Source organism: Methanimicrococcus stummii (assembly GCF_032594435.1).
In the GTDB taxonomy this organism is placed as follows: Archaea; Halobacteriota; Methanosarcinia; order Methanosarcinales; family Methanosarcinaceae; genus Methanimicrococcus; species Methanimicrococcus stummii.
Genome location: NZ_CP131062.1, coordinates 527,125 through 548,536, shown reverse-complemented (window position 1 = coordinate 548,536; position 21,412 = coordinate 527,125). Strand labels below are relative to the sequence as shown.

Annotated in this window: 23 protein-coding genes; 13 read left to right on the top strand and 10 right to left on the bottom strand. The window is 42.4% G+C overall.

Annotated features, from left to right (window positions below; translation table 11 throughout):
• Positions 1 to 114 precede the first annotated feature (114 nt).
• Positions 115 to 1,821, top strand: a complete 1,707-nt coding sequence (locus MmiEs2_RS02705; RefSeq protein WP_316559900.1) for a hypothetical protein — start codon at positions 115 to 117, stop codon at positions 1,819 to 1,821.
• Between the two features lie 523 nt (positions 1,822 to 2,344).
• On the opposite strand, the gene MmiEs2_RS02700 is transcribed toward MmiEs2_RS02705, so the two are convergent.
• The 6 genes from MmiEs2_RS02700 to MmiEs2_RS02675 all read right to left on the bottom strand — a co-directional run bounded on the left by MmiEs2_RS02700 (position 2,345) and on the right by MmiEs2_RS02675 (position 8,884).
• Positions 2,345 to 3,208, bottom strand: coding sequence for a cobalamin-dependent protein (locus MmiEs2_RS02700; RefSeq protein WP_316559899.1), 864 nt, complete (start codon positions 3,206 to 3,208; stop codon positions 2,345 to 2,347).
• Positions 3,205 to 4,326 carry an MtaA/CmuA family methyltransferase gene (locus tag MmiEs2_RS02695; RefSeq protein WP_316559898.1) on the bottom strand — a complete coding sequence of 374 codons (1,122 nt, stop codon included), beginning with the start codon at positions 4,324 to 4,326 and terminating at the stop codon, positions 3,205 to 3,207. Before MmiEs2_RS02695 ends, MmiEs2_RS02700 begins: the two co-directional genes overlap by 4 nt.
• 415 nt (positions 4,327 to 4,741) lie before the next feature.
• Positions 4,742 to 6,079, bottom strand: a complete 1,338-nt coding sequence (locus tag MmiEs2_RS02690; RefSeq protein WP_420891239.1) for an energy-coupling factor ABC transporter ATP-binding protein — start codon at positions 6,077 to 6,079, stop codon at positions 4,742 to 4,744.
• A 59-nt stretch (positions 6,080 to 6,138) separates the two neighbouring features.
• The gene (cbiQ, locus tag MmiEs2_RS02685; protein ID WP_316559896.1) at positions 6,139 to 6,924 is read right to left on the bottom strand and encodes a cobalt ECF transporter T component CbiQ; all 786 of its coding nucleotides are present in this window, start codon (positions 6,922 to 6,924) and stop codon (positions 6,139 to 6,141) included.
• Between the two features lie 974 nt (positions 6,925 to 7,898).
• On the bottom strand, positions 7,899 to 8,201 hold the full coding sequence (locus MmiEs2_RS02680) for an energy-coupling factor ABC transporter substrate-binding protein (protein WP_316559895.1): 303 nt from the start codon (positions 8,199 to 8,201) through the stop codon (positions 7,899 to 7,901).
• A gap of 11 nt (positions 8,202 to 8,212) precedes the next feature.
• A complete protein-coding gene (locus tag MmiEs2_RS02675; RefSeq protein WP_316559894.1) occupies positions 8,213 to 8,884 on the bottom strand; it encodes an energy-coupling factor ABC transporter permease in 672 nt (223 codons plus the stop codon).
• 463 nt (positions 8,885 to 9,347) lie between these two features.
• Here MmiEs2_RS02675 and cbiT point away from each other — a divergent pair, with 463 nt between their 5' ends.
• The 10 genes from cbiT to MmiEs2_RS02625 all read left to right on the top strand — a co-directional run bounded on the left by cbiT (position 9,348) and on the right by MmiEs2_RS02625 (position 16,236).
• Positions 9,348 to 9,893: a precorrin-6Y C5,15-methyltransferase (decarboxylating) subunit CbiT gene (cbiT, locus tag MmiEs2_RS02670; protein WP_316559893.1), complete on the top strand. Its 546-nt coding sequence runs from the start codon at positions 9,348 to 9,350 to the stop codon at positions 9,891 to 9,893.
• A gap of 154 nt (positions 9,894 to 10,047) precedes the next feature.
• A complete protein-coding gene (locus MmiEs2_RS02665) occupies positions 10,048 to 10,668 on the top strand; it encodes a cobalt-factor II C(20)-methyltransferase (protein ID WP_316559892.1) in 621 nt (206 codons plus the stop codon).
• 56 nt (positions 10,669 to 10,724) lie between these two features.
• Positions 10,725 to 11,459: a precorrin-4 C(11)-methyltransferase gene (gene cobM, locus MmiEs2_RS02660; RefSeq protein WP_316559891.1), complete on the top strand. Its 735-nt coding sequence runs from the start codon at positions 10,725 to 10,727 to the stop codon at positions 11,457 to 11,459.
• A gap of 58 nt (positions 11,460 to 11,517) precedes the next feature.
• Positions 11,518 to 12,087 (top strand): cobalamin biosynthesis protein CbiG, encoded by a 570-nt coding sequence (locus MmiEs2_RS02655; protein WP_316559890.1) that lies wholly within the window; start codon positions 11,518 to 11,520, stop codon positions 12,085 to 12,087.
• 23 nt (positions 12,088 to 12,110) lie between these two features.
• On the top strand, positions 12,111 to 12,464 hold the full coding sequence (locus MmiEs2_RS02650) for a cobalamin biosynthesis protein (protein WP_316559889.1): 354 nt from the start codon (positions 12,111 to 12,113) through the stop codon (positions 12,462 to 12,464).
• Entirely contained in the window at positions 12,448 to 13,230 is a 783-nt protein-coding gene (gene cobJ, locus MmiEs2_RS02645) for a precorrin-3B C(17)-methyltransferase (protein ID WP_316559888.1), read from the top strand. Before MmiEs2_RS02650 ends, cobJ begins: the two co-directional genes overlap by 17 nt.
• A 38-nt stretch (positions 13,231 to 13,268) precedes the next feature.
• Positions 13,269 to 13,985 carry a precorrin-8X methylmutase gene (locus MmiEs2_RS02640; RefSeq protein ID WP_316559887.1) on the top strand — a complete coding sequence of 239 codons (717 nt, stop codon included), beginning with the start codon at positions 13,269 to 13,271 and terminating at the stop codon, positions 13,983 to 13,985.
• Between the two features lie 139 nt (positions 13,986 to 14,124).
• Positions 14,125 to 15,240: a cobalt-precorrin-5B (C(1))-methyltransferase gene (locus MmiEs2_RS02635; protein ID WP_316559886.1), complete on the top strand. Its 1,116-nt coding sequence runs from the start codon at positions 14,125 to 14,127 to the stop codon at positions 15,238 to 15,240.
• Positions 15,241 to 15,301: 61 nt separating this feature from the next.
• Positions 15,302 to 15,643: a hypothetical protein gene (locus MmiEs2_RS02630; protein ID WP_316559885.1), complete on the top strand. Its 342-nt coding sequence runs from the start codon at positions 15,302 to 15,304 to the stop codon at positions 15,641 to 15,643.
• Positions 15,640 to 16,236 (top strand): cobalt-precorrin-7 (C(5))-methyltransferase, encoded by a 597-nt coding sequence (locus MmiEs2_RS02625; protein WP_316559884.1) that lies wholly within the window; start codon positions 15,640 to 15,642, stop codon positions 16,234 to 16,236. Before MmiEs2_RS02630 ends, MmiEs2_RS02625 begins: the two co-directional genes overlap by 4 nt.
• A 468-nt stretch (positions 16,237 to 16,704) precedes the next feature.
• On the opposite strand, the gene MmiEs2_RS02620 is transcribed toward MmiEs2_RS02625, so the two are convergent.
• On the bottom strand, positions 16,705 to 17,733 hold the full coding sequence (locus tag MmiEs2_RS02620) for a virulence RhuM family protein (RefSeq protein ID WP_316559883.1): 1,029 nt from the start codon (positions 17,731 to 17,733) through the stop codon (positions 16,705 to 16,707).
• 129 nt (positions 17,734 to 17,862) lie between these two features.
• Between MmiEs2_RS02620 and MmiEs2_RS02615 the strand changes: the two genes are divergently transcribed.
• Positions 17,863 to 18,663 carry a heparan-alpha-glucosaminide N-acetyltransferase gene (locus tag MmiEs2_RS02615; RefSeq protein WP_316559882.1) on the top strand — a complete coding sequence of 267 codons (801 nt, stop codon included), beginning with the start codon at positions 17,863 to 17,865 and terminating at the stop codon, positions 18,661 to 18,663.
• A 14-nt stretch (positions 18,664 to 18,677) separates the two neighbouring features.
• Here MmiEs2_RS02615 and MmiEs2_RS02610 read toward each other — a convergent pair whose 3' ends face one another.
• The 3 genes from MmiEs2_RS02610 to MmiEs2_RS02600 all read right to left on the bottom strand — a co-directional run bounded on the left by MmiEs2_RS02610 (position 18,678) and on the right by MmiEs2_RS02600 (position 20,478).
• Complete coding sequence (locus tag MmiEs2_RS02610) at positions 18,678 to 19,187, bottom strand: hypothetical protein (protein WP_316559881.1); 510 nt, start codon at positions 19,185 to 19,187, stop codon at positions 18,678 to 18,680.
• A 10-nt stretch (positions 19,188 to 19,197) separates the two neighbouring features.
• Entirely contained in the window at positions 19,198 to 20,106 is a 909-nt protein-coding gene (locus tag MmiEs2_RS02605; RefSeq protein ID WP_316559880.1) for a hypothetical protein, read from the bottom strand.
• Between the two features lie 120 nt (positions 20,107 to 20,226).
• Positions 20,227 to 20,478, bottom strand: coding sequence for a GIY-YIG nuclease family protein (locus tag MmiEs2_RS02600; RefSeq protein WP_316559879.1), 252 nt, complete (start codon positions 20,476 to 20,478; stop codon positions 20,227 to 20,229).
• A gap of 137 nt (positions 20,479 to 20,615) precedes the next feature.
• On the opposite strand from MmiEs2_RS02600, the gene MmiEs2_RS02595 reads away from it, so the two are divergent.
• Entirely contained in the window at positions 20,616 to 21,395 is a 780-nt protein-coding gene (locus MmiEs2_RS02595; RefSeq protein ID WP_316559878.1) for an HFX_2341 family transcriptional regulator domain-containing protein, read from the top strand.
• Positions 21,396 to 21,412: the final 17 nt, after the last annotated feature.

Here is a 21,412-nt window from a genome sequence, read left to right as displayed (position 1 = left end):
TTTATTATATCCGAAAAATAACAGAGTATATCTGTGAAATCACAATTTTCGAAACAGAAATAAAACGCATTAATGGTTTAAAAACGCATAATACCAAAATCGGAGAACAAAATTATGAAAAAGATGGATTCAAAAACACGCGCCATTGTCAGTTTGATTTTGACGGTGATTTTTGCCGCAATTGATTTTTATTTCACGCTGCCGGCTTTGAATATTCGATCGACGGATTTGTATTTCTTTTTAATTACAATCGTCATCGCATATTTCGCAATTTATATGCTCCTCAGTATGCAGAATATGAATGTCAAGCGTACCGTTGACGAAAACGGCCGCGTTATTTTCACAACTGAAACAACGGATGACGATTATTCAAATGTTGAAAAAGATCCGTATCTCGCCAAAAAAGCAGTATCAAAGCAAAAAGCGCCGATTTACATAGTCGGTCTTTTATTTGCGATTCTCGTTGTCGGAACGGTCGTTTCAAGCCCGATTTTCTACGCCGATTCCTACACCAAGCTCATCGACATTGAGCCCGGCAATTTCGAAGAAGACATTGACGAGCTTTCTTTTGACCAAATTCCCTGGCTGGACAGAGCCTCCGCACAGCGCCTCGGCGACAGAAAAATGGGTGAACTTGCGGATATGGTGTCGCAATTCGAAGTCGCGACGGATTACACGCAAATCAATTACAACGGCCGCCCTGTTCGAGTCACACCCCTGCTTTACGGCGACTTTTTCAAATGGCTGAACAATGTCGGCGAAGGTCTTCCCGGATACATCACGGTTGACATGGTGACGCAGGAAGCACAAGTTGTCAGAATGGGCGAAGGAAACGGCATCAAATACTCACAATCCGAACTTTTCTTCAGAAATATTGACCGCTACATCCGCGTCAATTATCCGACTTACATGTTTGAAAGACCGGTGATGGAAATTGACGAAGACGGCCATCCTTATTGGATTTGCCCGAAAGTCATTAAAAGAATCGGTTTGTTCGGCGGCGCCGACATCGAAGGAATCGTCATCGTTGATGCCGTCACGGGCGAGCACGCGTATTACGCGCCCGGCGACATTCCCGGCTGGGTTGACAACGTTTACCGCGCCGAACTTTTGATTCAGCAATACGATTATTACGGCGCCTACGGCGGCGGTTTCCTGAATTCGATTTTCGGCCAGCGCGGCGTTACAATGACAACCGACGGCTACAATTATTTGGCGATGAACGATGACGTTTACATGTACACCGGCATCACTTCTGTCGGCGGCGATGAGTCCAATGTCGGTTTTGTTTGGATCAATCAGAGAACCAAAGAATCCAAATATTACCAAATCGCCGGCGCGCACGAATATTCCGCAATGGATTCGGCAGAAGGCGCGCTTCAGCATTTGAATTACAGAGCGACATTCCCGCTGCTATTGAACATTCACGGTGAACCGACGTATTTCATGGCGATGAAAGACTATTCCAACCTCGTCAAACAATACGCAATGGTCAACGTGCAGCAGTACACCGTTGTCGGAACGGGCGAAACGCTCAAACAATGTGAGGATGATTACATCAGCAAATTGGGTTCGTCCGGCATTACCGTCCCGTCCGAAGAAACAAAAGTTTCGGGAACAGTTGAGGACATTCGAATCGCCGTCATCTCCGGCAATTCGCAATATTACCTGAAACTGTCAGGCGATCCGACTTATTACGCGATGTCGGCCGGATTTGATCCGCGCGCCGTGTTGATAAATGTCGGCGACCGCGTCGAATTGTCTTACTTGGATACGGAAACGCAAATCAAAGTCGTTCAATCCTTTGAATGGCTGACGTAATGAAATAAAAAGGCATAACCGATCGGTTATGCTTTCTTTTTTTTTATTTATCGAAAATCCGAGGGGCATTTTTCATTTGATTTTTTGAAAAGCGGAGCGGCTCGCGCGCGGCGGCAGCTGCTGCGGCCGGCACAGCGACGACAGCAATGCAAACAGCAAGGTAGCGGCAGCAAATGCAACCGGTAAGGTAACAGCACCACGTTCGCGAAGCGAGCAGCTGCTCTTAAAAGCAAATGCAAGCGGAAACGCAAACCGCCAAGCACGACGACATCCAAAATAGACAGCAAAACAGCAAAGCAAACAAAAGAAAATTAATGAAAACAAGAAACGGGAAAACAAGAAAATAGGAAAACAGGAAAACAGAAAATCCGTTTATAATAAACAATTAGATTGAAAATGAGGTTGAAATTTCCAATCTTTCGTTTCGCCCGTTTTCGATTGCAAAACTCAAGATTGGAGGTGGTCATTCGATTTTAATTATTATTTTGACTTTGATTTTTTTAATTTTTGTTCTGTATTCACCTCAATTTTTAACTTTTTCCTGTTCTTGTCCTTTGCCGATTTTCATTTCCTTTCGAACCGTTTCCCAGTCTTTTCCGGCCGCAACCGCCTGCGCGATTTTAACCGCATCAAGCGGGCTCTTGCCGTAAATCGAATTCGTAAACGTCTCGACAAAATGATCGTCAACAGCCGCGCCGCCGCAAGCCACCGGAACACCCGATGCTTTCAATTCTTCCGAAAGCGCTCGAAGACCTTCTTTTGTCGTGCTCATCAGCGACGTTCCCGTCACCAAATCGATTTTTTCTTTTTTGACCAAATCTACAACATCTTCAACCAAAACATCGCGGCCCATGTCAATGACTTCAAAACCGTTCGCGCGAAGAATCGCGGCGACAATGTTTTTACCGATATCATGAACGTCGCCTTCAATCACAAGAGACGCAACACGGCCGGCCGACGGCATATCGCCGAGTTTGTCCTGGCAAAGCGCAACGCCTGCGACCATCGCGTCATTTGCAAGCAAAATTTCAGGAACAAACGCGTCGCCATTGTCATAAATTTCACAAACCGTTTGAATGCCCGGCATCAGCGCGTCAACGACAATCGCTGTCGGATCGGTTCCATTTTCCAAAAGCGCCGCCGTTAATTTCGCCGACTCCTTGACTTCGCCTTCAATAACAGCATTCGTCAAAGCCGCATAATCCGGATTTTTCGGTTTGTATTTCGCGCGAACCTGATCGGGCGTCAAAATTTCTTTTCCTTCCGTTTCAGGAAATTCGCCAAAACCGATTTTGATTCCGACTTCAATCAATTCCCGATAACGCTGCGGATTTTTCTCTTTGTATTCAAAAATCTCGGCCGCCGCCGTATCAACATGACGAATCATTGAAAAGCCCTCCCTGTCGTTTCTTCAATTGTTTTCCCGTCTGCTTTTCCAAGTTTTCCGATGCCGACGCCGATCTCGCGAATCATCGCTTCCGTGTCGTCCGGCTGCGGAACAGGCGTTTCGCGGCAGGCACGAACGTAAGCTTTCAAATTTTCAAGCGGCGTTCCGAAAGAAACATCACAAGCCGTTCCGACGACATCCGTTCCTTGCAAAATGCATTCCTTCGTCCGGTTGTAAACGTCCTCGGGCGTTCCGTTCGGCATCAAATCAATGACATCCAAGCTGCCGAGAATCGACATGCTGTTGCCGAGCACTTGCCGGCAGTACCAAACCGGAACGGCGTCAAACGAAAAACAATCCATGCCGCTTTTTTTCACATACGGAAGCAATTTACTTGTATTGCCGCACATGTGAAGAATTTTCGGCGCGCTGACTTCGCGTGCCATTCTCTGATGCGCCGGCAAGACGAATTCTTCATAAGTTTCACCGGAAATCAAATCGCCTGAGGCCGACGGGTCGGCCGGGAACAAAATGTGCGCGCCGGCAGCAACCTGAAGCTTGCCGTATTCAATCACGAAATCCGTCGCCGCGTCAATGAAAGCGTGCGCCTTTTCAGGATCCGTTCGTGTCCAGCGAACCAAATTTTCAACGCCGGCAATGTGTCCGGCAACCGTAAACGGCGCGGTGATGACGGGAATAATCGGAAGCATTCCGGCGTATCTTTCGCGCAGAATTGAAATTGCTTCCAAGACAACGGCAGCGCGGCTGTTTTTCGCGAAATCCTGATCCCATGTCACTTCTTTCGGATCCGTGTACGCGTGGTCGGCAACCGGCGGCCGATCGGGTTTGTTCCAGTCCAGCGGGCAGCCCAAAACTTCCGCCTCAAGCGAGATGTCAAATTGAGGGCGAGCGGCTTCAATGCCGCACACTTCGTAGGGCGCTGCCGCCAAGTCTGCCATCATTTTCGGGTTGCGGTGCGCTTCGGGCCAAGTCGCGCCGACATGCGCCATCAGCTCGGCCGTTGTCTGCGCCAAAGGATTTGCAGGCGGCACATAATCGACACGGCCGCCGAGGACGGCTGCAAGAACGCGCCGCGTCGGAGTCATTTCTGAAACCATTATTCTATCCTCCATATTAAAAAAATAACACACAATTAATTAAACACACAACAGAAATGAAAACCGCTTTGTTTCGATTTTGTTCAAATTCGCTTTCGATTTATTTTCGAATTTACTTTCGAATTTGTCACGAACGATTTTCTTCTGCAATATGAATTGCGATTGAAAAATATATAAAAAAAACCAACTCGAATAATCAACCGTGATAAATGACCGGGTTTTGAAAAAATAAGATTCATTCAACGAATGAAATGAAAGGAACGGCAACGGTTGTCAACGTTAAAAAATGCAAAAAGAAACGGAAATGTTAACATTTCCGAAAACAAAATATCAAAATTTTTGGAGTTTATTTCAAATTAAATTGTTTAAATTTAAAATGTTTAAATTTAAAATATTGTTTAAATTTGTCAAATTTTCATTTGTTTTGTTCTTCGCCGATTTCAGCCGCGCTTTTTCCGACCGGGCTGAAAATCAGGCGAATGCCACTGTTTTGAATATATTCGCGAACACGTTTCATGGTGTGAGAAACCATTCCTTCGCTTGTCAGAATCAAACATCGGCTTCCTGTAATCGCATTTAAGATGGATTTGTCAATCACGCCGGAATTGCAAACCACGTTAATGCCGTTACTTTCCGCCGTATCTTTGCTTTTTTTGCCCATCGCGCCGATGAAATCAATATCGTATTCCTCAATAATTTTATCAAATTCTTCTCTGTCAAAATTATCCATGTCGTAAACATAAATCGCGCCCGGTTTGAGAACGCGACGCTTAAGCTCGACGACAGCCGTCCCGTCATCGTTTCGGAACAAAACGCGCGAATTGACCGCTTCGTAAAGTCCTTCCTGCGTGAAATCACCGAACAGAACGCCTAAATTAACGCACTCGCCGACTTTGATTTCCGGGTTGACTTCGACGCGCATCAAATCAATGGAGCGCAGCGTCTGAACGAGTTCGGGAATGTCTTTGGGCTGTTCGTTTCCGGTCGCGAGCCACCTTTTTTCAAGTTCTTTGTAAACGTCAAAAATGAACGGGCTTTTCAAAGACGAATTGCGAACTTGCTCTTCTTTTGAAAACACGGCACCGGAAGATCCTTCGTCAACCAATTTGCTGTCCGCCAAAAGATAAACGTAATCCGACCATTTGTATGCCAAATCAACATCGTGCGTCGAGATAATGATTGTTTTTCCGAGATCGTTCAGCTCATTCAGAATATCTAAAATTTCATCGGCGCCGACCGGATCCAAATTGGAAAGCGGCTCGTCTAAAATGATAATGTCGGGATCCATTGCAAGAACGCCGGCGATGGCGACGCGTTTTTTTTGCCCGCCGCTGAGATGGTGCGGCGGTTTGTCTTTAATCGCCTGAAGACCGAAATGGTCCAGCATTTTGCCGACAATTTCGCCGACTTCTTCTTTGGAATAGCCGAGATTCAGCGGCCCGAATCCGATATCCTGATAAACCGTCGGCGCGAAGAGCTGATCGTCGGAGTTTTGAAAAACGATGCCGACTTTCTTTCGAAGCTCGCGAAGACCGGAGGCGGAATAATTGACTTCTTTCCCGTCAAGCAAAACTTTGCCGCTTTTGGGCTTCAGCGTGCCGTTGAGCAGTAGGAACAGCGTGGATTTTCCGGAGCCGTTTTTGCCGACGAAAGAGACTTTTTTGCCTTCGGGAATTGTAATCGAAATATCGTCGATGGCTTTGGTTCCGTCAGGATAACTGAATTCCAAGTTTTTCGTTTCTAAAATCATAATACAGCTCCGAATAATGAATAATAAATGAATTGTGAATGAATTAAATTAATTTTGATAAATCAGAAGAATTGATACCCTCGCGTATATACAAAAACAATCGCGATTGACGCGACGAAAAGAATTGACAAAAGCGCGTCTGAAAACATGATTTTGTATTTGACATCATAATAAGGTAATTTGCCGTCGTAGCATCTTGAATTCATGGAAAGGTAAAGGCGGTCGCCTTGTTCGAGTGTTTGAACAAAAAGACTGCCGACCAAAAGTCCGGTGGAATGCAGGCTTGTTTTAAAATTGCAGTAACCGAATCGCATGGCTTGGGCGGACTGAATGTTTAAGAGCAGCGCCAAAAAGACGAAAATATAGCGGTAAATCAGCATGACGAGTTCCATGAAGACATCTAAGAATGAAAATCGCTTGAAATAAGAAAACAATTCAAGCATCGGCGTCGTCATGGACAGGAAATACAAACAGGCCAAGCCGTTCATGGATCTGGCGAAAACCAAAATCGCTAAATTCGCGCTTCCGGTCGTGATTGAAATGACCCAGCCGAAAAGATTGACGGACCAAAGCGTTTCGCCGCCGTCGCCGTATGCGAAAAACGCCAAAATGAATGCGCTGACGACCGCAAATCCGAGAACCGATAAAAACAATTTGAAATAAAGTTTGAGCGGAATTTTTCCGAAAATGAGCGTGGCTAAGATCATGCAAACGGCAATGAAGAACGGCAAAACCGGTGATGATGAAAATAACCCCGCCAACAGCCCGACAAAAACCAACACCACTTTCAGCGTTGTGTTTTTGTATCTCAAAGGGCTGAGAAGCGCAATATCGTCTAATGTTCTCATGCTTTCCACTCAATAATAAATGAATTGATTCGTTTTTAATCAATAATATTTGACTATTTATGAAAAACGTGATTCTTAAAGCTTACGGATAATTTTTGAAAAATCAATTTAAATTAATATGTTTCGAAAGATTTGTAACACAGATATGCGAAAATGAAAACAAAGACGAAAATGAAAATAAAGAAAACAAAAAACCCAAACATCGGTTTTTCAAAAAATAACAAAACCCGAACGCCGTATTCCTTTTAAAAAAATAATGAAACAGGGCGTTCGTTTTTCAAAAAATTAAATAAAACCGATGTTTCTGTTTCATAAAAAACGAATTAAAAACCGGAACAACCACCTCCAATCGCGAGTTTCGCGAGCGTTAGCGAGTGAAAGGAGTGATTGGAGATTCGCCGCCATGATTTAATGAAACAATTGCTACCGTGAGTTTATTTTTGCTGCTGCTCCAATCAGATTTGTGTTTGCTGCCGCTACCATCAGGTTTGCGTTTACCGCCGCTACCATCAGGTTTGCGTTTACCGCCGCTACCATCAGGTTTGCGTTTACCGCCGCTACCATCAGATTTGTGTTTGCTGCCGTTACCATCAGGTTTGCGTTTGCCGCCGCTACCATCAGGTTGTTTGCGTTCGCATCTGCGTCTTTTAAGTGCAGCCGTTCGCTTCGCGAACGTGGCACAGATTACCTACCGTTTCCGTTTGCCATTGCTACCTTACCGTTTCCGTTTGCCACCGTCGCCGCCGCGCGCGAGCCGCACCAATTTTAAAAATTAAACGAAAAGCGAACCCGATTTTTCAAGAAGGATAAACGAAAAACGAACCAAAGTTTTCAAAAATAATACACAAAAAATGAATCAACCATTTCAAAAATAAATGAAAACGGATAGCGTTTGAATAAAAAATAAAAAAAGATTGTAAAAATTTAGGAGAAATTTAAATCAAAAAAATAAGAAAAGGAAGCTTAAATTAAATTTAAGCGTTTCCGATTTCTTTTTTACATTTTTTCATGGCGTAGTAATAACCGAAGAATAAACCGATGATTAGCGCGCCGATCGCTCCCTGGAGACAGAAGAGCAAACTTTCGGTTTCGCCTCCCGGCGGTTCCCAAAGCGGTTCTGCAATCGGTTCATAGTCAGGGTTTAATTCGTAAATCAAATCTTCAGCTTCTCCGTCGGCGCCGCCGAATTCGGAATCCGAAATCGTTGTCACGTAGACAAAGAAAATAGCGAAAAGCACGAGGGCGATTACTAAAAGATATTCAACTTTAAATTTCATTTTTTGTCACCTCATTCGTTCATTTTTGCGACCTGTTCTTCAGAGAGCGTTCCGCTGCTGATGAAGAATTCGCCTTTGACTTTCGCGATAAACTTAACGGCGACGACAATAATCAAGCCTTCCAAAACCGCGAGCGGGATTTGCGTCAATGCAAAAATGCCGAGGAATTCGGGAAGCGTCTCAAGACCGAAGGCAAGAGCCAGCTGGAAAGATGTCATCACATAGGTCGCCAAATCCGCAACGAACGCGGCAATGAAAACCGTAACGTAAATGTTGAATTTGGTTTTCTGAAGCGCCTTATAGATCAGCCATGCCAAAAGCGGGCCGAAGAATCCCATCGAGAAACAGTTTGCGCCAAGCGTTGTCAAACCGCCGTGGGCAAGCAAAAGCGCCTGGAAAAGCAAAACAATTGCGGACATGACAGCCGTGATGGCCGGACCGAATGTAATTGCCGATAAGCCTGTACCGGTCGGGTGAGATGAAGACATCGCGATCGGCGACGGTATTTTTAAACTGGACAAAACAAAGATAAAAGCGCCGGAAACGGCCAATAACGGTAAAACTTCTCTGTTTTTGCGGACAACTTTGTTGAGTTGGATAATACCTGCAATCAAAATGATGATTGTCAGACCCCACCAAAATAAAGCCCATTCCCAGGGAAGCGCACCTTCCATAATGTGCATATTATGATTACTCCTTTTTATGTACAAACGTGTAAAACGCGCAGATTATTCTGCGTCAACCAAAATAAAACCGAAATCAAGTTTATTTAAAACGAGCACATAAGCCCGAAATAAATCCAAATGATTTATAAATCGGTATGAAAGCAATGCTTTAATATGAAGTTGATTGAATATAAACACTGTAGATTCGGGTGAGATATGTAATCCTCAAAGATAACACAAAAATATTCATTCATCACACCGCAGATATCAATCGAATGCGTTTTCAATCAAAATCTGTTTTTTTCAAAAAAGAATCAAACTTTTAATTCCGATTCAATTTGAATCCAAAAGCGGACAAATTTACTTGACATAATATAAAAATTAAGGGCGGATTCCGAAAATTAAGGAAAAGATATAAAACAAATTAAGAGGATTATAGCCTTTAAAATAATCTTCAAAAATAAACGGAGCAGAATCAAATATGCCTGAATTAATCGGTGTTTCGGGGGGGCCGACGAAACCTGAAATCATTGCCGTTTCCCTTTTTAAATTAGATCTTCGAGACGGAGACGTTTTTGCCGATGTCGGCTGCGGTACGGGATTAATTTCAATCGAAGCCACTCGACTTGCGAAAAATCTGAAAATTTACGCGATGGACGCGCGCGACGTTGCGGTTGACGCGGCGACGCAGAATTTTAAAAATTTCGGCATCGAAAACGCCGAAGTGATTTCCGGCGAATCATCCGCAGTCATTTCAAATCTTGAAAAAGTCGACTGCGCCTTTGTCGGCGGCACGAAAAATATCACCGCCGTTTTGGACGCGCTGATTGAAAAAGGCGCCAGGTCTATTATCGTGAACGCCGTCCGCATCGAAACCGTCGTCCGCGTGATTGAACACATGAAAAAGCGCGGCGTGTTTGATGAAGCTGTTCACATTATTGCGTCCCGCGGCGAAGAGCTGACGGGCGAGACGATGTTTAAGCCGGAGAATCCGGTTTATATTATGTCGGCGAAGCGAAAGGATTGAATTTATGTTTTTTTTGAAAATTTAAATTCAAAAATTGAAATTGTTATGAAATTTATCATAAGGTTTTATTACGATTTATTACATTTACTCTAATCATTACATTAATAATTACATTAACATTACGAAAAAAAGGTTCGCTTGAGAGGAATTACATATGTTGTATGGCATCGGATTAGGTCCGGGAGATCCGGAATTATTAACGCTGAAAGCAGTCAGAATCTTAAAAGAAAGCATTAAAGTTTTTGTTCCCGGCGAAATGGCCGCCGAATTAATTCGCCCGTATGTGACGGAAGAGCCCGAAATATTGGATTTTCCGATGATTTATGACGAGCAGAAACTCAAAGAAATCTGGACGGAAAATGCAGAAAACGTTGCCGAATACGCCCGAAAAGGAGATGTCGCATTCTGTTTAATCGGCGACCCGAACTTTTTTTCAACTTTCACGCACATGAAAAAAGTCATGGCGGAAGTCGCACCGGACGTTGAAGTCGACACAGTTCCCGGAATCAGCTCCATTACATCCTGCGCGGCGCGCATGGGCGTTGCGGTTGAAACCTCTTTTGAAGTTCATGACGGCGTTTCCGACATCAATTATTTGATTCATTTGAAAGCCCGCAAGCCGCAGGAAATTATCGAGCGTTTTGAAAAAGAAGGCTACAACGAATTTATCTTCGCCGAGCGTTTGTTCTCCGACCGCGAAGTCATCATCAAAGGCAAAGAAAACATTCCTGAAGAAGGCAATTATTTCAGCATCGTTTACGGGAAGAAAAATTGAGCAAAGCGAAAAAATAACGATAAAAGCAATGAAAAAGAAAATGTCGGAGAATTAAAATGAGTGAGAAGAAAATTTATATCGTCGGCGCAGGCCCGGGTGATGAAAAACTCATCACGGTCAAAGGAAAAGAACTCCTTGAGCAAGCCGATTTGGTCATTTACGCCGGATCTTTGGTGAACCCGAAAGTGCTGGAATACACGAAGGGCGAATGCATTGACAGTTACGGTTTAACGCTGGATGAGACAACGCAGCTGACGGTGGACGCCGTCAATGCCGGCAAATTTGTTGTGCGCCTGCACAGCGGCGACCCTGCGCTTTACGGCTCCATTGTCGAGCAGACGGAAGAGCTGAAGAAGTTCGGCATCACTGCCGAGCGTGTTCCCGGCGTCTCCTCCGTTTTCGCGGTGGCGGCCGCGCTTGAGACGCAGTTTACGCTCAACAATGTCTCAGATTCGCTGATTATTACAAGACCTGCCGGCACAACGCTTGAGCAGGATCAGATTCCGGAATTTTCGGAAATGGGTTGCACGATGGCAATCTTTTTGGGAACGCAGAAGATTGAAGAAATCATGGAAAAGGTCAGATGTCCGAGAGACACGCCTGTCGCCGTTGTTTTCCACGCGTCCTGGCCGAATCAAGAAGTTATTCGCGGAACGGTTGACGACATTGCTCAAAAAGTGAAAGAAGCCGGCATTAAAAGATCGGCGATGATTATTATCGGCGACGTGGTTGACCCGAAAAATTACGCCAAATCCTATCTTTACGGCGTGAAACAGGGCCCGTTGGACTGAAACCGATTGATTAATTGTAAAAAAATTGAATCGAAAACAATCAAAATTGAGATTGAAAATGGATTTGAAAATTGCCGTTGTCACGTTTGAGCGGAATATGGATGCCGCTCAAAAGCTGGCCGATCATTTGAACGGGGAGGTCGTTCTTTATGAGAAAGGCGTTTTCAAAGATATTTTTTCAAAATTTAACGCGGTTGTCGCGGTTTTTGCAAGCGGAATCGCGATTCGTGAAATCGCGCCGTATCTCGGAAGCAAATGGGAAGACCCGGCGCTGATTGTTGTTGATTCGGGATTGAATTTCGCGATTCCCGTTCTCGGCGGCCATCACGGCGGCAATGAAGTTGCCCGGCGGATTGCCGATCTCGGCGCGGTTCCCGTGATTACGACCGCAACGGAAGTTCATCAAAAACCGTCGGTTGAAGGCATCGCCGAAAAACTCGGCTGCGACGTTCGAAACCGGAAGTCAACGATTGAAGTGAATTGCGCGCTTTTGGACCAAGAAGTTGAAGTTCTGGAAGTGAAAGGCCCGAAAATTATTGTCGTTGATGAAGATGTTTCCGTTTTGGTGAAACGAAAGGACGGAACGACGGCGACCTTAGATGAAATGGATTCGGTCAATCCGAAATAAAAACATCAAAAATGTGTGATAAAATGATTGTCGGAATCGGCGCGCGCCGCGGTGTAACAAAACAAGAAGTGATTGATGCCGTTTCTGTTTGTCTTTCCGATTTGAATTTGTCACTAACCGATGTTGATTCGTTTGCGTCTTCCGTTTTGAAAGCGGACGAAGCGGGTTTAATTGAAGCGGTCGCAGAACTTGGAAAAAGTATTCAATTTCTGCCCGATGATGTTTTGAATGAAACGGTTCCCGAGTCGGAATCACAGGCGGAGCGCTTCGGCCTCAAAGGGGTTGCTGAACCGGCCGCATTAGCTTTATCTATTCATAAAAAATTAATTTCAAAGAAAAAAGTTTACGGGAGAGTTACAATTGCCGTCGCAGAGTGAAAAGAAAGGAAAATTATACATTGTCGGAATCGGTCCGGGATCGGTCGAACAGCTGACAGTGCATGCCAGAGATGTTATTTTAAACGCTGATTATGTTCTCGGAAATGATACTTATTTGGATCAAATCGAAGAATTGCTGACAACGCAAAACATTTACCGCAGCAGCATGGGCAAAGAAGTGGACCGCGCCAAAGAAGCGGTGAAACTTGCCGAAAACAATGTTGCGGTGATGGTCAGCGGCGGCGATGCCAACGTTTACGGCATGGCCGGCATTGTGATTGAGGTTGCCGAGAGCAACAATCTGGATGTCGAAATCGAAGTCGTTCCGGGCGTCACGGCGATGCTCGCATCGGCCAGCGTTCTCGGCGCGCCTGTTGTCGTGGATGCGGCAACAATCAGCTTAAGCGACTTGCTCACGCCTTGGGAAGTTATTGAGAAGAGACTTTCGGCCGCGGCTGACGCGGGATTCATTATTTCGCTTTACAACCCGAAGAGCCGCCAAAGAACTTCCAACTTTGAGCGCGCAATCGAAATTATTCGCAAGTTCAGAGAAGACTCCGTTCCGGTCGGTCTTGTGAAGAACGCGCTTCGCGGCGACGAACAGGAATACATCGTGACGACGCTCGGTGAAGTTTTGGAATACAACGACTGGGTGGACATGAGAACGGCGATTGTCATCTGCAACAGCGATTCGCGCATTTGGAACAGCCCGAACGGCGATAAAATTATCACGCCGCGCGGTTATCACAGAAAATATGAGTATTAATTTCTGAAATATTTTTATTATCAAATAAGGGGAAAAACATGACAGACACAAACAAAAATTACGGCACTTTGGACGAATTGGCAACCGTAACGATTGAAATTGATCAGGATTTTGCTGATTCTTGCAAGGATTTCGGCGCGGGAACGGACGAGGCCAAAACCATTTACATGAAGAGCCGAACGTACATCGAAGGCGTTGTCGGCAACAAAACGCCTGAGGACAGAATCCGCCAGCGCTGTGCGGTTGCAACCGGCGACATTTCCGTTGCCGATATCATGGAATTCCGCCATGACCCGATTGCGGCCGGTGTTGCGGCAATCGAAGCCGGCGCGCCGATTTTTACCGACATCAGCATGGTGAAAGCGGGAATTACCCGCAGCGGTCACAATTCCGAAATCATTTGTGTTTTGGACGAAGACAAAGACGCTGAAATCGCCAAAGAATACGGCATCACCCGAACTTCCGCCGGCTACCTGGCCGCGCGCGACAGATTAAACGGCGCCATCATCGCCATCGGCAACGCGCCTTCTGCTGCGATTACGGTTTCAAGATTGATTGAGCGCGGCCTCAGACCGGCGCTCATCGTCGCGACACCCGTCGGTTTTGTGAACGCTGCCGAATCTAAGGAAATAATTCGGGACATGGAAGTTCCGATTCCGTCAGTCACTTGCGTCGGAACCCGCGGCGGAACGCCGATGGCGGTTGCAAGCGTGAATGAAATCATTGCGATTGCCAACGAAAAGAAAAAGCAGTAAACTCAAAATAATAAAATCATAAAATAATAAAATAACTGTCAGTTGTGATTGATTATAAATTGTCATTCAATTACAATTTTTCAGTTGTTTTTTATTTTGTATTTTTGCTTTAAAATTATTTTTTTGAAATTTGATCATTATGAAAGATCCCGTCAATGATTTTGAAATTCCGGAAGAATGGATTGAAAAGGCATCTCTTCCGAAAGCCGAGGTTGAGGATTTGGTCAGCCGCGGTCTTATTGTTGTTTTAAGCGACGGATCTTTCTTAAAGCGCGGTTTTACGACGGGAACAACGTCAGCCGCGGCCGCCAAAGCAGCCGTTCTTTCGCTTGCCGGAAAATTGGAATCCGGAACAATTATTTCCGTTCCGACGCCGATCGGTCTTCGCGCCGAAATGCCGGCGGAATCCGGGACCGGCGGAAATGCGTGTGTTCGAAAAATGTACAACGATCACGAATCCGACATTACGCGTGACGTTTCGTTTTGCGCGAAAGTGAAAAAAACCGCCGCCATTGATCCAGAATTTTCAAAAGAAAAAGCGGTTGACAATATTTTCATCACCGGCGGCGAGGGTGTCGGAATCATTCAGCGCGCCGGCTTTGAAACGCGCGTCGGAGAATACGCGATTAACCCGAAACCGCTTGCCCAGATTCGAGAATCGGTGAAGGAAGGACTCAAAGAAATCGGTCTTTTCGATGAAATTGAAAAAGGTGAATCGGTTTTGATTGTCACAATTTACATTCCCGACGGCAAGGAGCTTTCCAAAAAAACGCTGAACGAAAGAATCGGCATTGTCGGCGGCATTTCCGTTCTCGGAACGACGGGTTTCGTTGAGCCTTGGAACGATCACCTCGGTGAAATGAAAGATGTTTTGATTCAAAACGCGAAAAAAGTGGTTCTGACAACCGGCCGCCAGGGAATGGCGACATCAAGCATGCTTTTCCCCGGTTATGAAATTGTGATGGTCGGCAGCCGAATTTCGGAAGGCATTGACGCGGCGGTTTCGGCTGAGGAAATTATTGTCTGCGGTCTACCCGGTTTGGTTTTGAAATGGGGCAATCCGGATATGCTCAAAAACAGCGGTTTTGCGACCGTCGTTGAAGTGATTGAAAAAGATCCGAAAAATCCGCTTTTGACACAGGCATTTGAAATGTGCGTTAAGAAAGGAAAAGGCGCCAGGATTGTTGTGATTGATCGGGACGGGCTTGTTTTGATGGACAGCAAGGGCGAATTTGATTATTTGATGAAAAATTAAAAGTTTAAAATGAGTAAAGCCCCGTGCGTGACTTGAACTTTCAATATCAGAAGGTGAAAAAATGGCTATTGATATTAAAAAAATAATGCCGGCATTATTGCTTGCGCTACTCGGTTTAATTTTTGTATTTTGGAATATTTACGTTATTTTAAAATCAAATGCCGCTTCATTATGGGATTTGAAGGGTCCGATTGTTTTGATTATCACCGGCCTGTTATTGTTCGTTTTCGCTGTTTATTACGCGCGAAATGAGGATCGTCAATACAAAGACGAAGATGATCCCGAAGACGAAATTGAGATTATTTATGAATTTGATGAAGTTGGCGAATCGGATGAATCGGGCGAAATGATCGATTCCGACAAAATTGAACCGGAAAGTGAAAACGCGGAGGAAGAAAAATGATTGTTGTCGGTGTCGGCGTGGGTCCCGGAATGCTCACGGAAGAGGGAATTGCAGCGATTAAAAGCGCTTCTGTTGTTTACGGCTCGGGACGGGCGCTGGAACTTGCAAAGCCGTATATTTCCGAAAACACGCCGGTTGATACGATTAAGGATTACAAAAACATTCATCTTTTGCCGGCAGACGCTGTCATTTTGTCAACGGGCGATCCGATGTTTTCGGGGCTCGGGAAATTCGCGACAGAGAATGATGTTGTGATTCCGGGAATTTCTTCATTTCAAGTGGCCTGTGCGCGTTTGAAAGTGAATCTGACGAATTTTTCGTGCGTGACAGCTCACGGGCGAAAAGAAATTGATTCGGCGCGGGATGAATTGATTCGTGAAATTGGGTTTGGGAAAAATGTTTTTTTGCTGCCGGATGAAAAGTTCGGGGCGGTTGAAGTTTGTTCGGTGTTAAAGGAACTTGGCGTTGAGGCAGATGTTTATTCTTTGGAAGAGCTTGGATATCCTGAAGAGCGGATTATTAAGGGGAATGTTGAGAATCCGCCGGAGCCTGAGTCAGATTTGTACGGGTTGATGATTGTTTTGAAGAATTAAAATAAATTTCTTTCTTGATTAACATCTATTTTTTTTCAGTTGTAAAGAAAAACTTGACAAATGCTTTTCAAACTTTTAATTAAACCCCGAGAACGACCGTTCGCTGCCGGCGCCGCCGAAGGTGGTGACAAAGCGAACGGATTACACAAATAAAAATAGTTCAAAGAAATGCTGTGTTCTGTTTTTCAAATCATTTAATTTGACAGTGAATCCGTTTTCTTTAAATCATGGGTACGAATCCGCAAATTCCGATTTCGTCCTTCGCTTCGCTCAGCCCGAAATTCGGAATTAGCGGGCGGTTGTTTGGGATTTATTGAACTATCCGGAAATTCTGGATAGTGGCTTTTGAGAAAATGAAAAAATGTAAATTTGAAAATATTGAAACATTCGGTGAGTGACGATTTGAACTATTCGGAAATTCCGAATAGTTGCTTTAACGGAAAAACAAAACAACCGGCAACCGTTTGTTTACACCAAATATTCCGCCTGACTTTCTCTCACCATTCTGTCGAAATCGCTTTCATATTCCCGATCTTGAACAATTCTGTATTTCTCAAATTCGCTCTCGGCAAATGCTTTGGCGATTTCTGCCGTCACCCGGCCGCCGTCTTTTAAAATTTCCTGTTCGTTAAATTTTAAAAACGCATTCAGTTTTTCCGCCCAATCCTGCATCGTCATCGGTATTTTCTTTTTTGCCTGCATTTCCGCGTAATCCAAATACATGGAAACGATGAGGTTCAATTGGTTGGATTCATCAGCGGTCAGGTAGTTTTTGGCAACAGCGACATCGCTTCGGATGATTTTGCCTTTGGGGGCGTTTTTCCAAGTTGTTAAACCCATATGCTTCTTTTCGCTGTCGGCACGGTTCATAATGAGTTCGGCGGCGGTGTTGCCGTGAATTGCGAAATGAAGTTTATTCTGAACGTTCGCAAAAAATTGTTTTGTTGTCGGCGAATTCGGATTGTAATCCATTGCCGTTGCGTAAATATCCGTGATTTTTTGGTAGAAACGGCGCTCGCTTGTTCGAATTTCCCGAATCTCATCAACGAGCTGATCAAAATAAGATTCGTTTAAGAAGCTGCCGTTTTTCATTCTTTCTTTGTCAATCACATAACCTCGCAGGGAGAAGTCGCGAAGGACTTGAATCGCCCATTGCCGGAATTGAACGGCACGGTCGCCGTTGACTTTAAAACCGACAGCGATGATGGCATCTAAGTTATAGAATTTCGTGTTGTAATTTTTGCCATCGGGAGAAGTTGTAAAGAAATCCTTTACAACTGAATTTTGATTCAGTTCATTGTTTTCAAAAACTTTTGTCAAATGCATGCTGATGTTTTGCTTTGTTGTTTCAAACAATTCCGCCATCAGTTTTTGGGTCAGCCAAACGGTTCCTTCGGCAACGCGAACTTCAATCGTATTTTCACCGGATTGCGATGTGAAAATCAAAAATTCCGCCGTACTGTTCTTGATTTGAAGATCGTTTGCCGACTTTTTCATATTGTTTCTCCTTTGAATAATTGATATTTGGATGATGATGTTTTCATTCAAATATGTTTTTAAATCTCAAAAGCCTTGAAAAAATGAGATATATAAAAACGAATTACCTTAAAATTCGGAAATAAAATCATGACTGAAAATCTGCCGGCGAAAAAATCATCCCGCTATTACGAACTCGACGTTTTCCGTGGAATCGCCGTCATTCTCATGGTCATTTATCATTTCCTTTTCGACCTCGACTATTTTAACATCAGAGAAATGCCCGCCTGGTTTTGGCCGCAGCAGCTTTACGGTTTCCCGATTACAATGATGTTCATCGCAGCCGCCGGAATTTCGCTTTCTCTGACAGCTTCAAGAACAAATGACGCCAAAACTTTAACAAAAAAATTAATCAAACGCGGCGCCTTTCTTTTCGCCGTCGGCCTTCTCATCACGGCCGTGACTTGGATTTATCCGCATGACGGGGCGATTCTTTTCGGCGTTCTTCATCTCATCGGGCTTTCCACGATTCTGGTCGTGCCTTTTTTAATCGGAATGACAAAAGAGGCGCCGTTTTTCGGGAAATATAAAGAAACGTTGGCGTGGTTGATTCCGCTTGTCTTCGGGATTATTGTTATTTTGGCTTCAAATGTTGTGGGAAAAATGAGCGGGCCGATTTGGATGGTTCCTTTGGGAATTCATCCGTACGGGTTTTATTCGCTGGATTATGAACCGCTGTTTCCGTGGTTTGGTGTTATTTTGATGGGAATTGCGGTTGGAGCGTGGTTGTATCCGAAAGGGGAAAGGAGATTTGATTTTTCTTTTTTGAAAGAGGAATCTTTGTTTTTGAAACCTGTTACGTTTTTGGGAAAACACTCTTTGGTAATTTATTTGATTCATCAGCCGATTATTTTGGCAGGAATGATGTTGATTTACTTAATTCTTGGATAATATGGAATTTATTTTTAGCTTTCTGAATCCTTTTTTAATGAAATATCAAAAATATTTTGTGATTTCCTTTTCTTTTCTTCTCTTATAAAATTAACAATATTATAAACATAATACATTGACAATAAGAAGTAAAACAAACTGACAATTATGAAATATATTGATATGAATTCAAAAAAACTTATTTCAGTTGAAATCAGAAATATGTCCACAATTGAGATTAAAATGGACAATGATGAAAACACAAATCCTAATTCATGACTCAAAATAATTTTATTAAGGTAATTTGAACGTTCCATTAATTCTACTGTTTTTGTATCATATAATCCAATTAATAAACAAAAACTGCTAAATAAAAAACCGGCAATAATTGAACTTAAAGTAAGCAAATCAAAAGAATCAATTTTTCCAAAAAAACTAAATTTCATCGGATTTTTAAGTTCAATTATACACAATATAATTAATGTACCAAATAAAAATAAAAGATTGTAAAAATACAATTTTTTATTCTTATTTATTATTTCCATTTTAAATCACTCATTTAAACTCGTGCCGGTCTGAATATAGTTTCAATTCATTTTTTCTTTCTTTGTATGCCTTAAGCATACTGGGATATAATTCATTTTTGTAAGCTTCTCTTCCCGCAACATCTTCAATCTTAATTTTTTGTCTTGAGAATTGTTCAAATAAGTCAAATGATTCAACACACCCATCGGTTTGTTTTGCTCGTATTTCTAATTGTTTGAATTTTTTTTCATCAGCAGTTTTTAAAAGTTTTGGCAAATATTTTCTCATATCTACATTTTCTAACAACGGAATTCGAGGTTCATTCTTAAATTCGCCGATTAAAGTAGCTTGACCTCTTTGAATGTCTTTTTGAGGTATATTAACCAAATCTGCCAATTCAGGGCTTGGCATAGGCAATTCATATTTTATAGAATAAATCGAATTGGATGAATATAATCTTTTAAGCACATCTTCTTTAGCTATTATAATTCGAACGATGTCACAATGGTATTCTTCTCCCATTTCTTCAACAACTTTGCAAACTATACCAAGACTTGGAGCACCGCTGCTGGAAACTGAACAAATTATTCCGGTTTCGAAATCAATTAAAAAATATGAGAAGATTTCAACTCCTTTTTCTTTAGCAGCTTCCTTATCGAAAATATCACCAACTTCCATGGTGACTTTATTTCTTGCTTGTATTGAATGGTTTTCTTTTAATCTGCCAAATCTTCCATACAATATATTTCCCTTTTCTTCAATTTTGTCAACAAACAGATTTTCATCAAATCTCAAAGTTAAAATACCGTTATGGGGGATTCCTTTCTCTTTGAATATCTTTGAGAATATTTCCTTGAGATTTTTATAATTGCCCTCTGCCCCATCAATTTCATAGTACATTTTGAAAAAAAACATATTTTTCGTTATTTTTTTTGCCATAATTCTCACTTTTTAATAGCCCATCATTTTTATGACTATATAATTTTTAAAAAACAAATATTAATAATCGTAAAAACTCTTCGAAAACCTAAAATGTGTGAAATTAATTTTTAAAGAGCTTTAACCGTTCTTTTTTTGATTATACTTTGGATTTTTTCCACTATGGTTTTTTCGATATGTTTCAAGTGATTTCTGTTCCCATTTCCGGGCACTTTCTTCAGAACACGCTCGTCCGACTTGAGCCATGGATGTAAATTTTTTGTCTTGTTGATGTTCTTGTTTTCTGCGATTTAAATCGTTTGTAATCCCGCGATAAACAACTTTGTTTCCATCCCGTAATTCGTATTTTTTACAATTTTGTACTTTTTTCATATTACACTCCTTTTTATTTATCCCTAAAATGAGCACCTTTAATTGGTTTTTTAATTTATATATTTTTGTAGCTTATTATACTTAATATGCAGAATGTTCAAGTAGTTTAATATATAAACATAGAATAGAGAACAAGTATGCAAAAAATAGAAAATATCTTACGAGTTCATATTGCAGTTGTGGGATTCGAAGTTGATCGGATTAGTCAAGCAGCAATTGATCAAAAAGCGGATGTTGTTTATTTAATTTCAAAAAAAATTGACGAAAAAGGATCCAAATACGTGGCAGAAAATAAAAAAAAGCTAAAAAAATATAAAATAGCCACACCAGAAATAAAGATTGATGAAGTACATAATGTACTCGATGTATTAAAAGCCATGAAAAAAATTATACAAAAAGAAAAAAACAATCTTATATACATTAATGTTTCATCGGGAAGCACTCCCGCGGCGATTGCGGGGACGATTGTAGCAACAATGTTTGAAAAAGAATGCCAAGTGAGGCTTTATTATGTAAAACCTAAAGAATATCTTACTTATAGTGAATATACCGATGATTTACAACCGCAAACAGAAGGGGTCGAGGAAATTCAAGCGATTAATATTTTCCCGGCATTATTACCTGATGAACGATTAATTAAAGTATTAATCGAGTTACATAATAACGATCAAAAAAATATTCAATTAACAAAACAAGATTTAATTGAATTTTCTGCAAAAGAATTGGATTATAAAACTGAAACTAATAAAGACAATAAAAATAAGGGTAAATACGGCCCGAGAGAATATGCTTGGCTTAACAAAAATATACTTGAAAAATTGAACAAATGGGAATTTATTAGCACCCAGAAAAAAGGAAAAAATACAATTATTTTATTAACCGATAAAGGAAAAACAATGGTTGAATATTTATTGTAATTTACCAATGAAAATTT

Bases quoted from the DNA above. Each gene is read 5' to 3' on its own strand.
- MmiEs2_RS02705 (WP_316559900.1), top strand. From the start codon at position 115: ATGAAAAAGATGGATTCAAAAACACGCGCCATTGTCAGTTTGATTTTG.
- MmiEs2_RS02700 (WP_316559899.1), bottom strand. From the start codon at position 3,208: ATGATTCGTCATGTTGATACGGCGGCGGCCGAGATTTTTGAATACAAA.
- MmiEs2_RS02695 (WP_316559898.1), bottom strand. From the start codon at position 4,326: ATGGTTTCAGAAATGACTCCGACGCGGCGCGTTCTTGCAGCCGTCCTC.
- cbiQ (WP_316559896.1), bottom strand. From the start codon at position 6,924: ATGAGAACATTAGACGATATTGCGCTTCTCAGCCCTTTGAGATACAAA.
- MmiEs2_RS02680 (WP_316559895.1), bottom strand. From the start codon at position 8,201: ATGAAATTTAAAGTTGAATATCTTTTAGTAATCGCCCTCGTGCTTTTC.
- MmiEs2_RS02675 (WP_316559894.1), bottom strand. From the start codon at position 8,884: ATGCACATTATGGAAGGTGCGCTTCCCTGGGAATGGGCTTTATTTTGG.
- cbiT (WP_316559893.1), top strand. From the start codon at position 9,348: ATGCCTGAATTAATCGGTGTTTCGGGGGGGCCGACGAAACCTGAAATC.
- MmiEs2_RS02665 (WP_316559892.1), top strand. From the start codon at position 10,048: ATGTTGTATGGCATCGGATTAGGTCCGGGAGATCCGGAATTATTAACG.
- cobM (WP_316559891.1), top strand. From the start codon at position 10,725: ATGAGTGAGAAGAAAATTTATATCGTCGGCGCAGGCCCGGGTGATGAA.
- MmiEs2_RS02655 (WP_316559890.1), top strand. From the start codon at position 11,518: ATGGATTTGAAAATTGCCGTTGTCACGTTTGAGCGGAATATGGATGCC.
- MmiEs2_RS02650 (WP_316559889.1), top strand. From the start codon at position 12,111: ATGATTGTCGGAATCGGCGCGCGCCGCGGTGTAACAAAACAAGAAGTG.
- MmiEs2_RS02640 (WP_316559887.1), top strand. From the start codon at position 13,269: ATGACAGACACAAACAAAAATTACGGCACTTTGGACGAATTGGCAACC.
- MmiEs2_RS02635 (WP_316559886.1), top strand. From the start codon at position 14,125: ATGAAAGATCCCGTCAATGATTTTGAAATTCCGGAAGAATGGATTGAA.
- MmiEs2_RS02630 (WP_316559885.1), top strand. From the start codon at position 15,302: ATGGCTATTGATATTAAAAAAATAATGCCGGCATTATTGCTTGCGCTA.
- MmiEs2_RS02625 (WP_316559884.1), top strand. From the start codon at position 15,640: ATGATTGTTGTCGGTGTCGGCGTGGGTCCCGGAATGCTCACGGAAGAG.
- MmiEs2_RS02620 (WP_316559883.1), bottom strand. From the start codon at position 17,733: ATGAAAAAGTCGGCAAACGATCTTCAAATCAAGAACAGTACGGCGGAA.
- MmiEs2_RS02615 (WP_316559882.1), top strand. From the start codon at position 17,863: ATGACTGAAAATCTGCCGGCGAAAAAATCATCCCGCTATTACGAACTC.
- MmiEs2_RS02610 (WP_316559881.1), bottom strand. From the start codon at position 19,187: ATGGAAATAATAAATAAGAATAAAAAATTGTATTTTTACAATCTTTTA.
- MmiEs2_RS02605 (WP_316559880.1), bottom strand. From the start codon at position 20,106: ATGGCAAAAAAAATAACGAAAAATATGTTTTTTTTCAAAATGTACTAT.
- MmiEs2_RS02600 (WP_316559879.1), bottom strand. From the start codon at position 20,478: ATGAAAAAAGTACAAAATTGTAAAAAATACGAATTACGGGATGGAAAC.
- MmiEs2_RS02595 (WP_316559878.1), top strand. From the start codon at position 20,616: ATGCAAAAAATAGAAAATATCTTACGAGTTCATATTGCAGTTGTGGGA.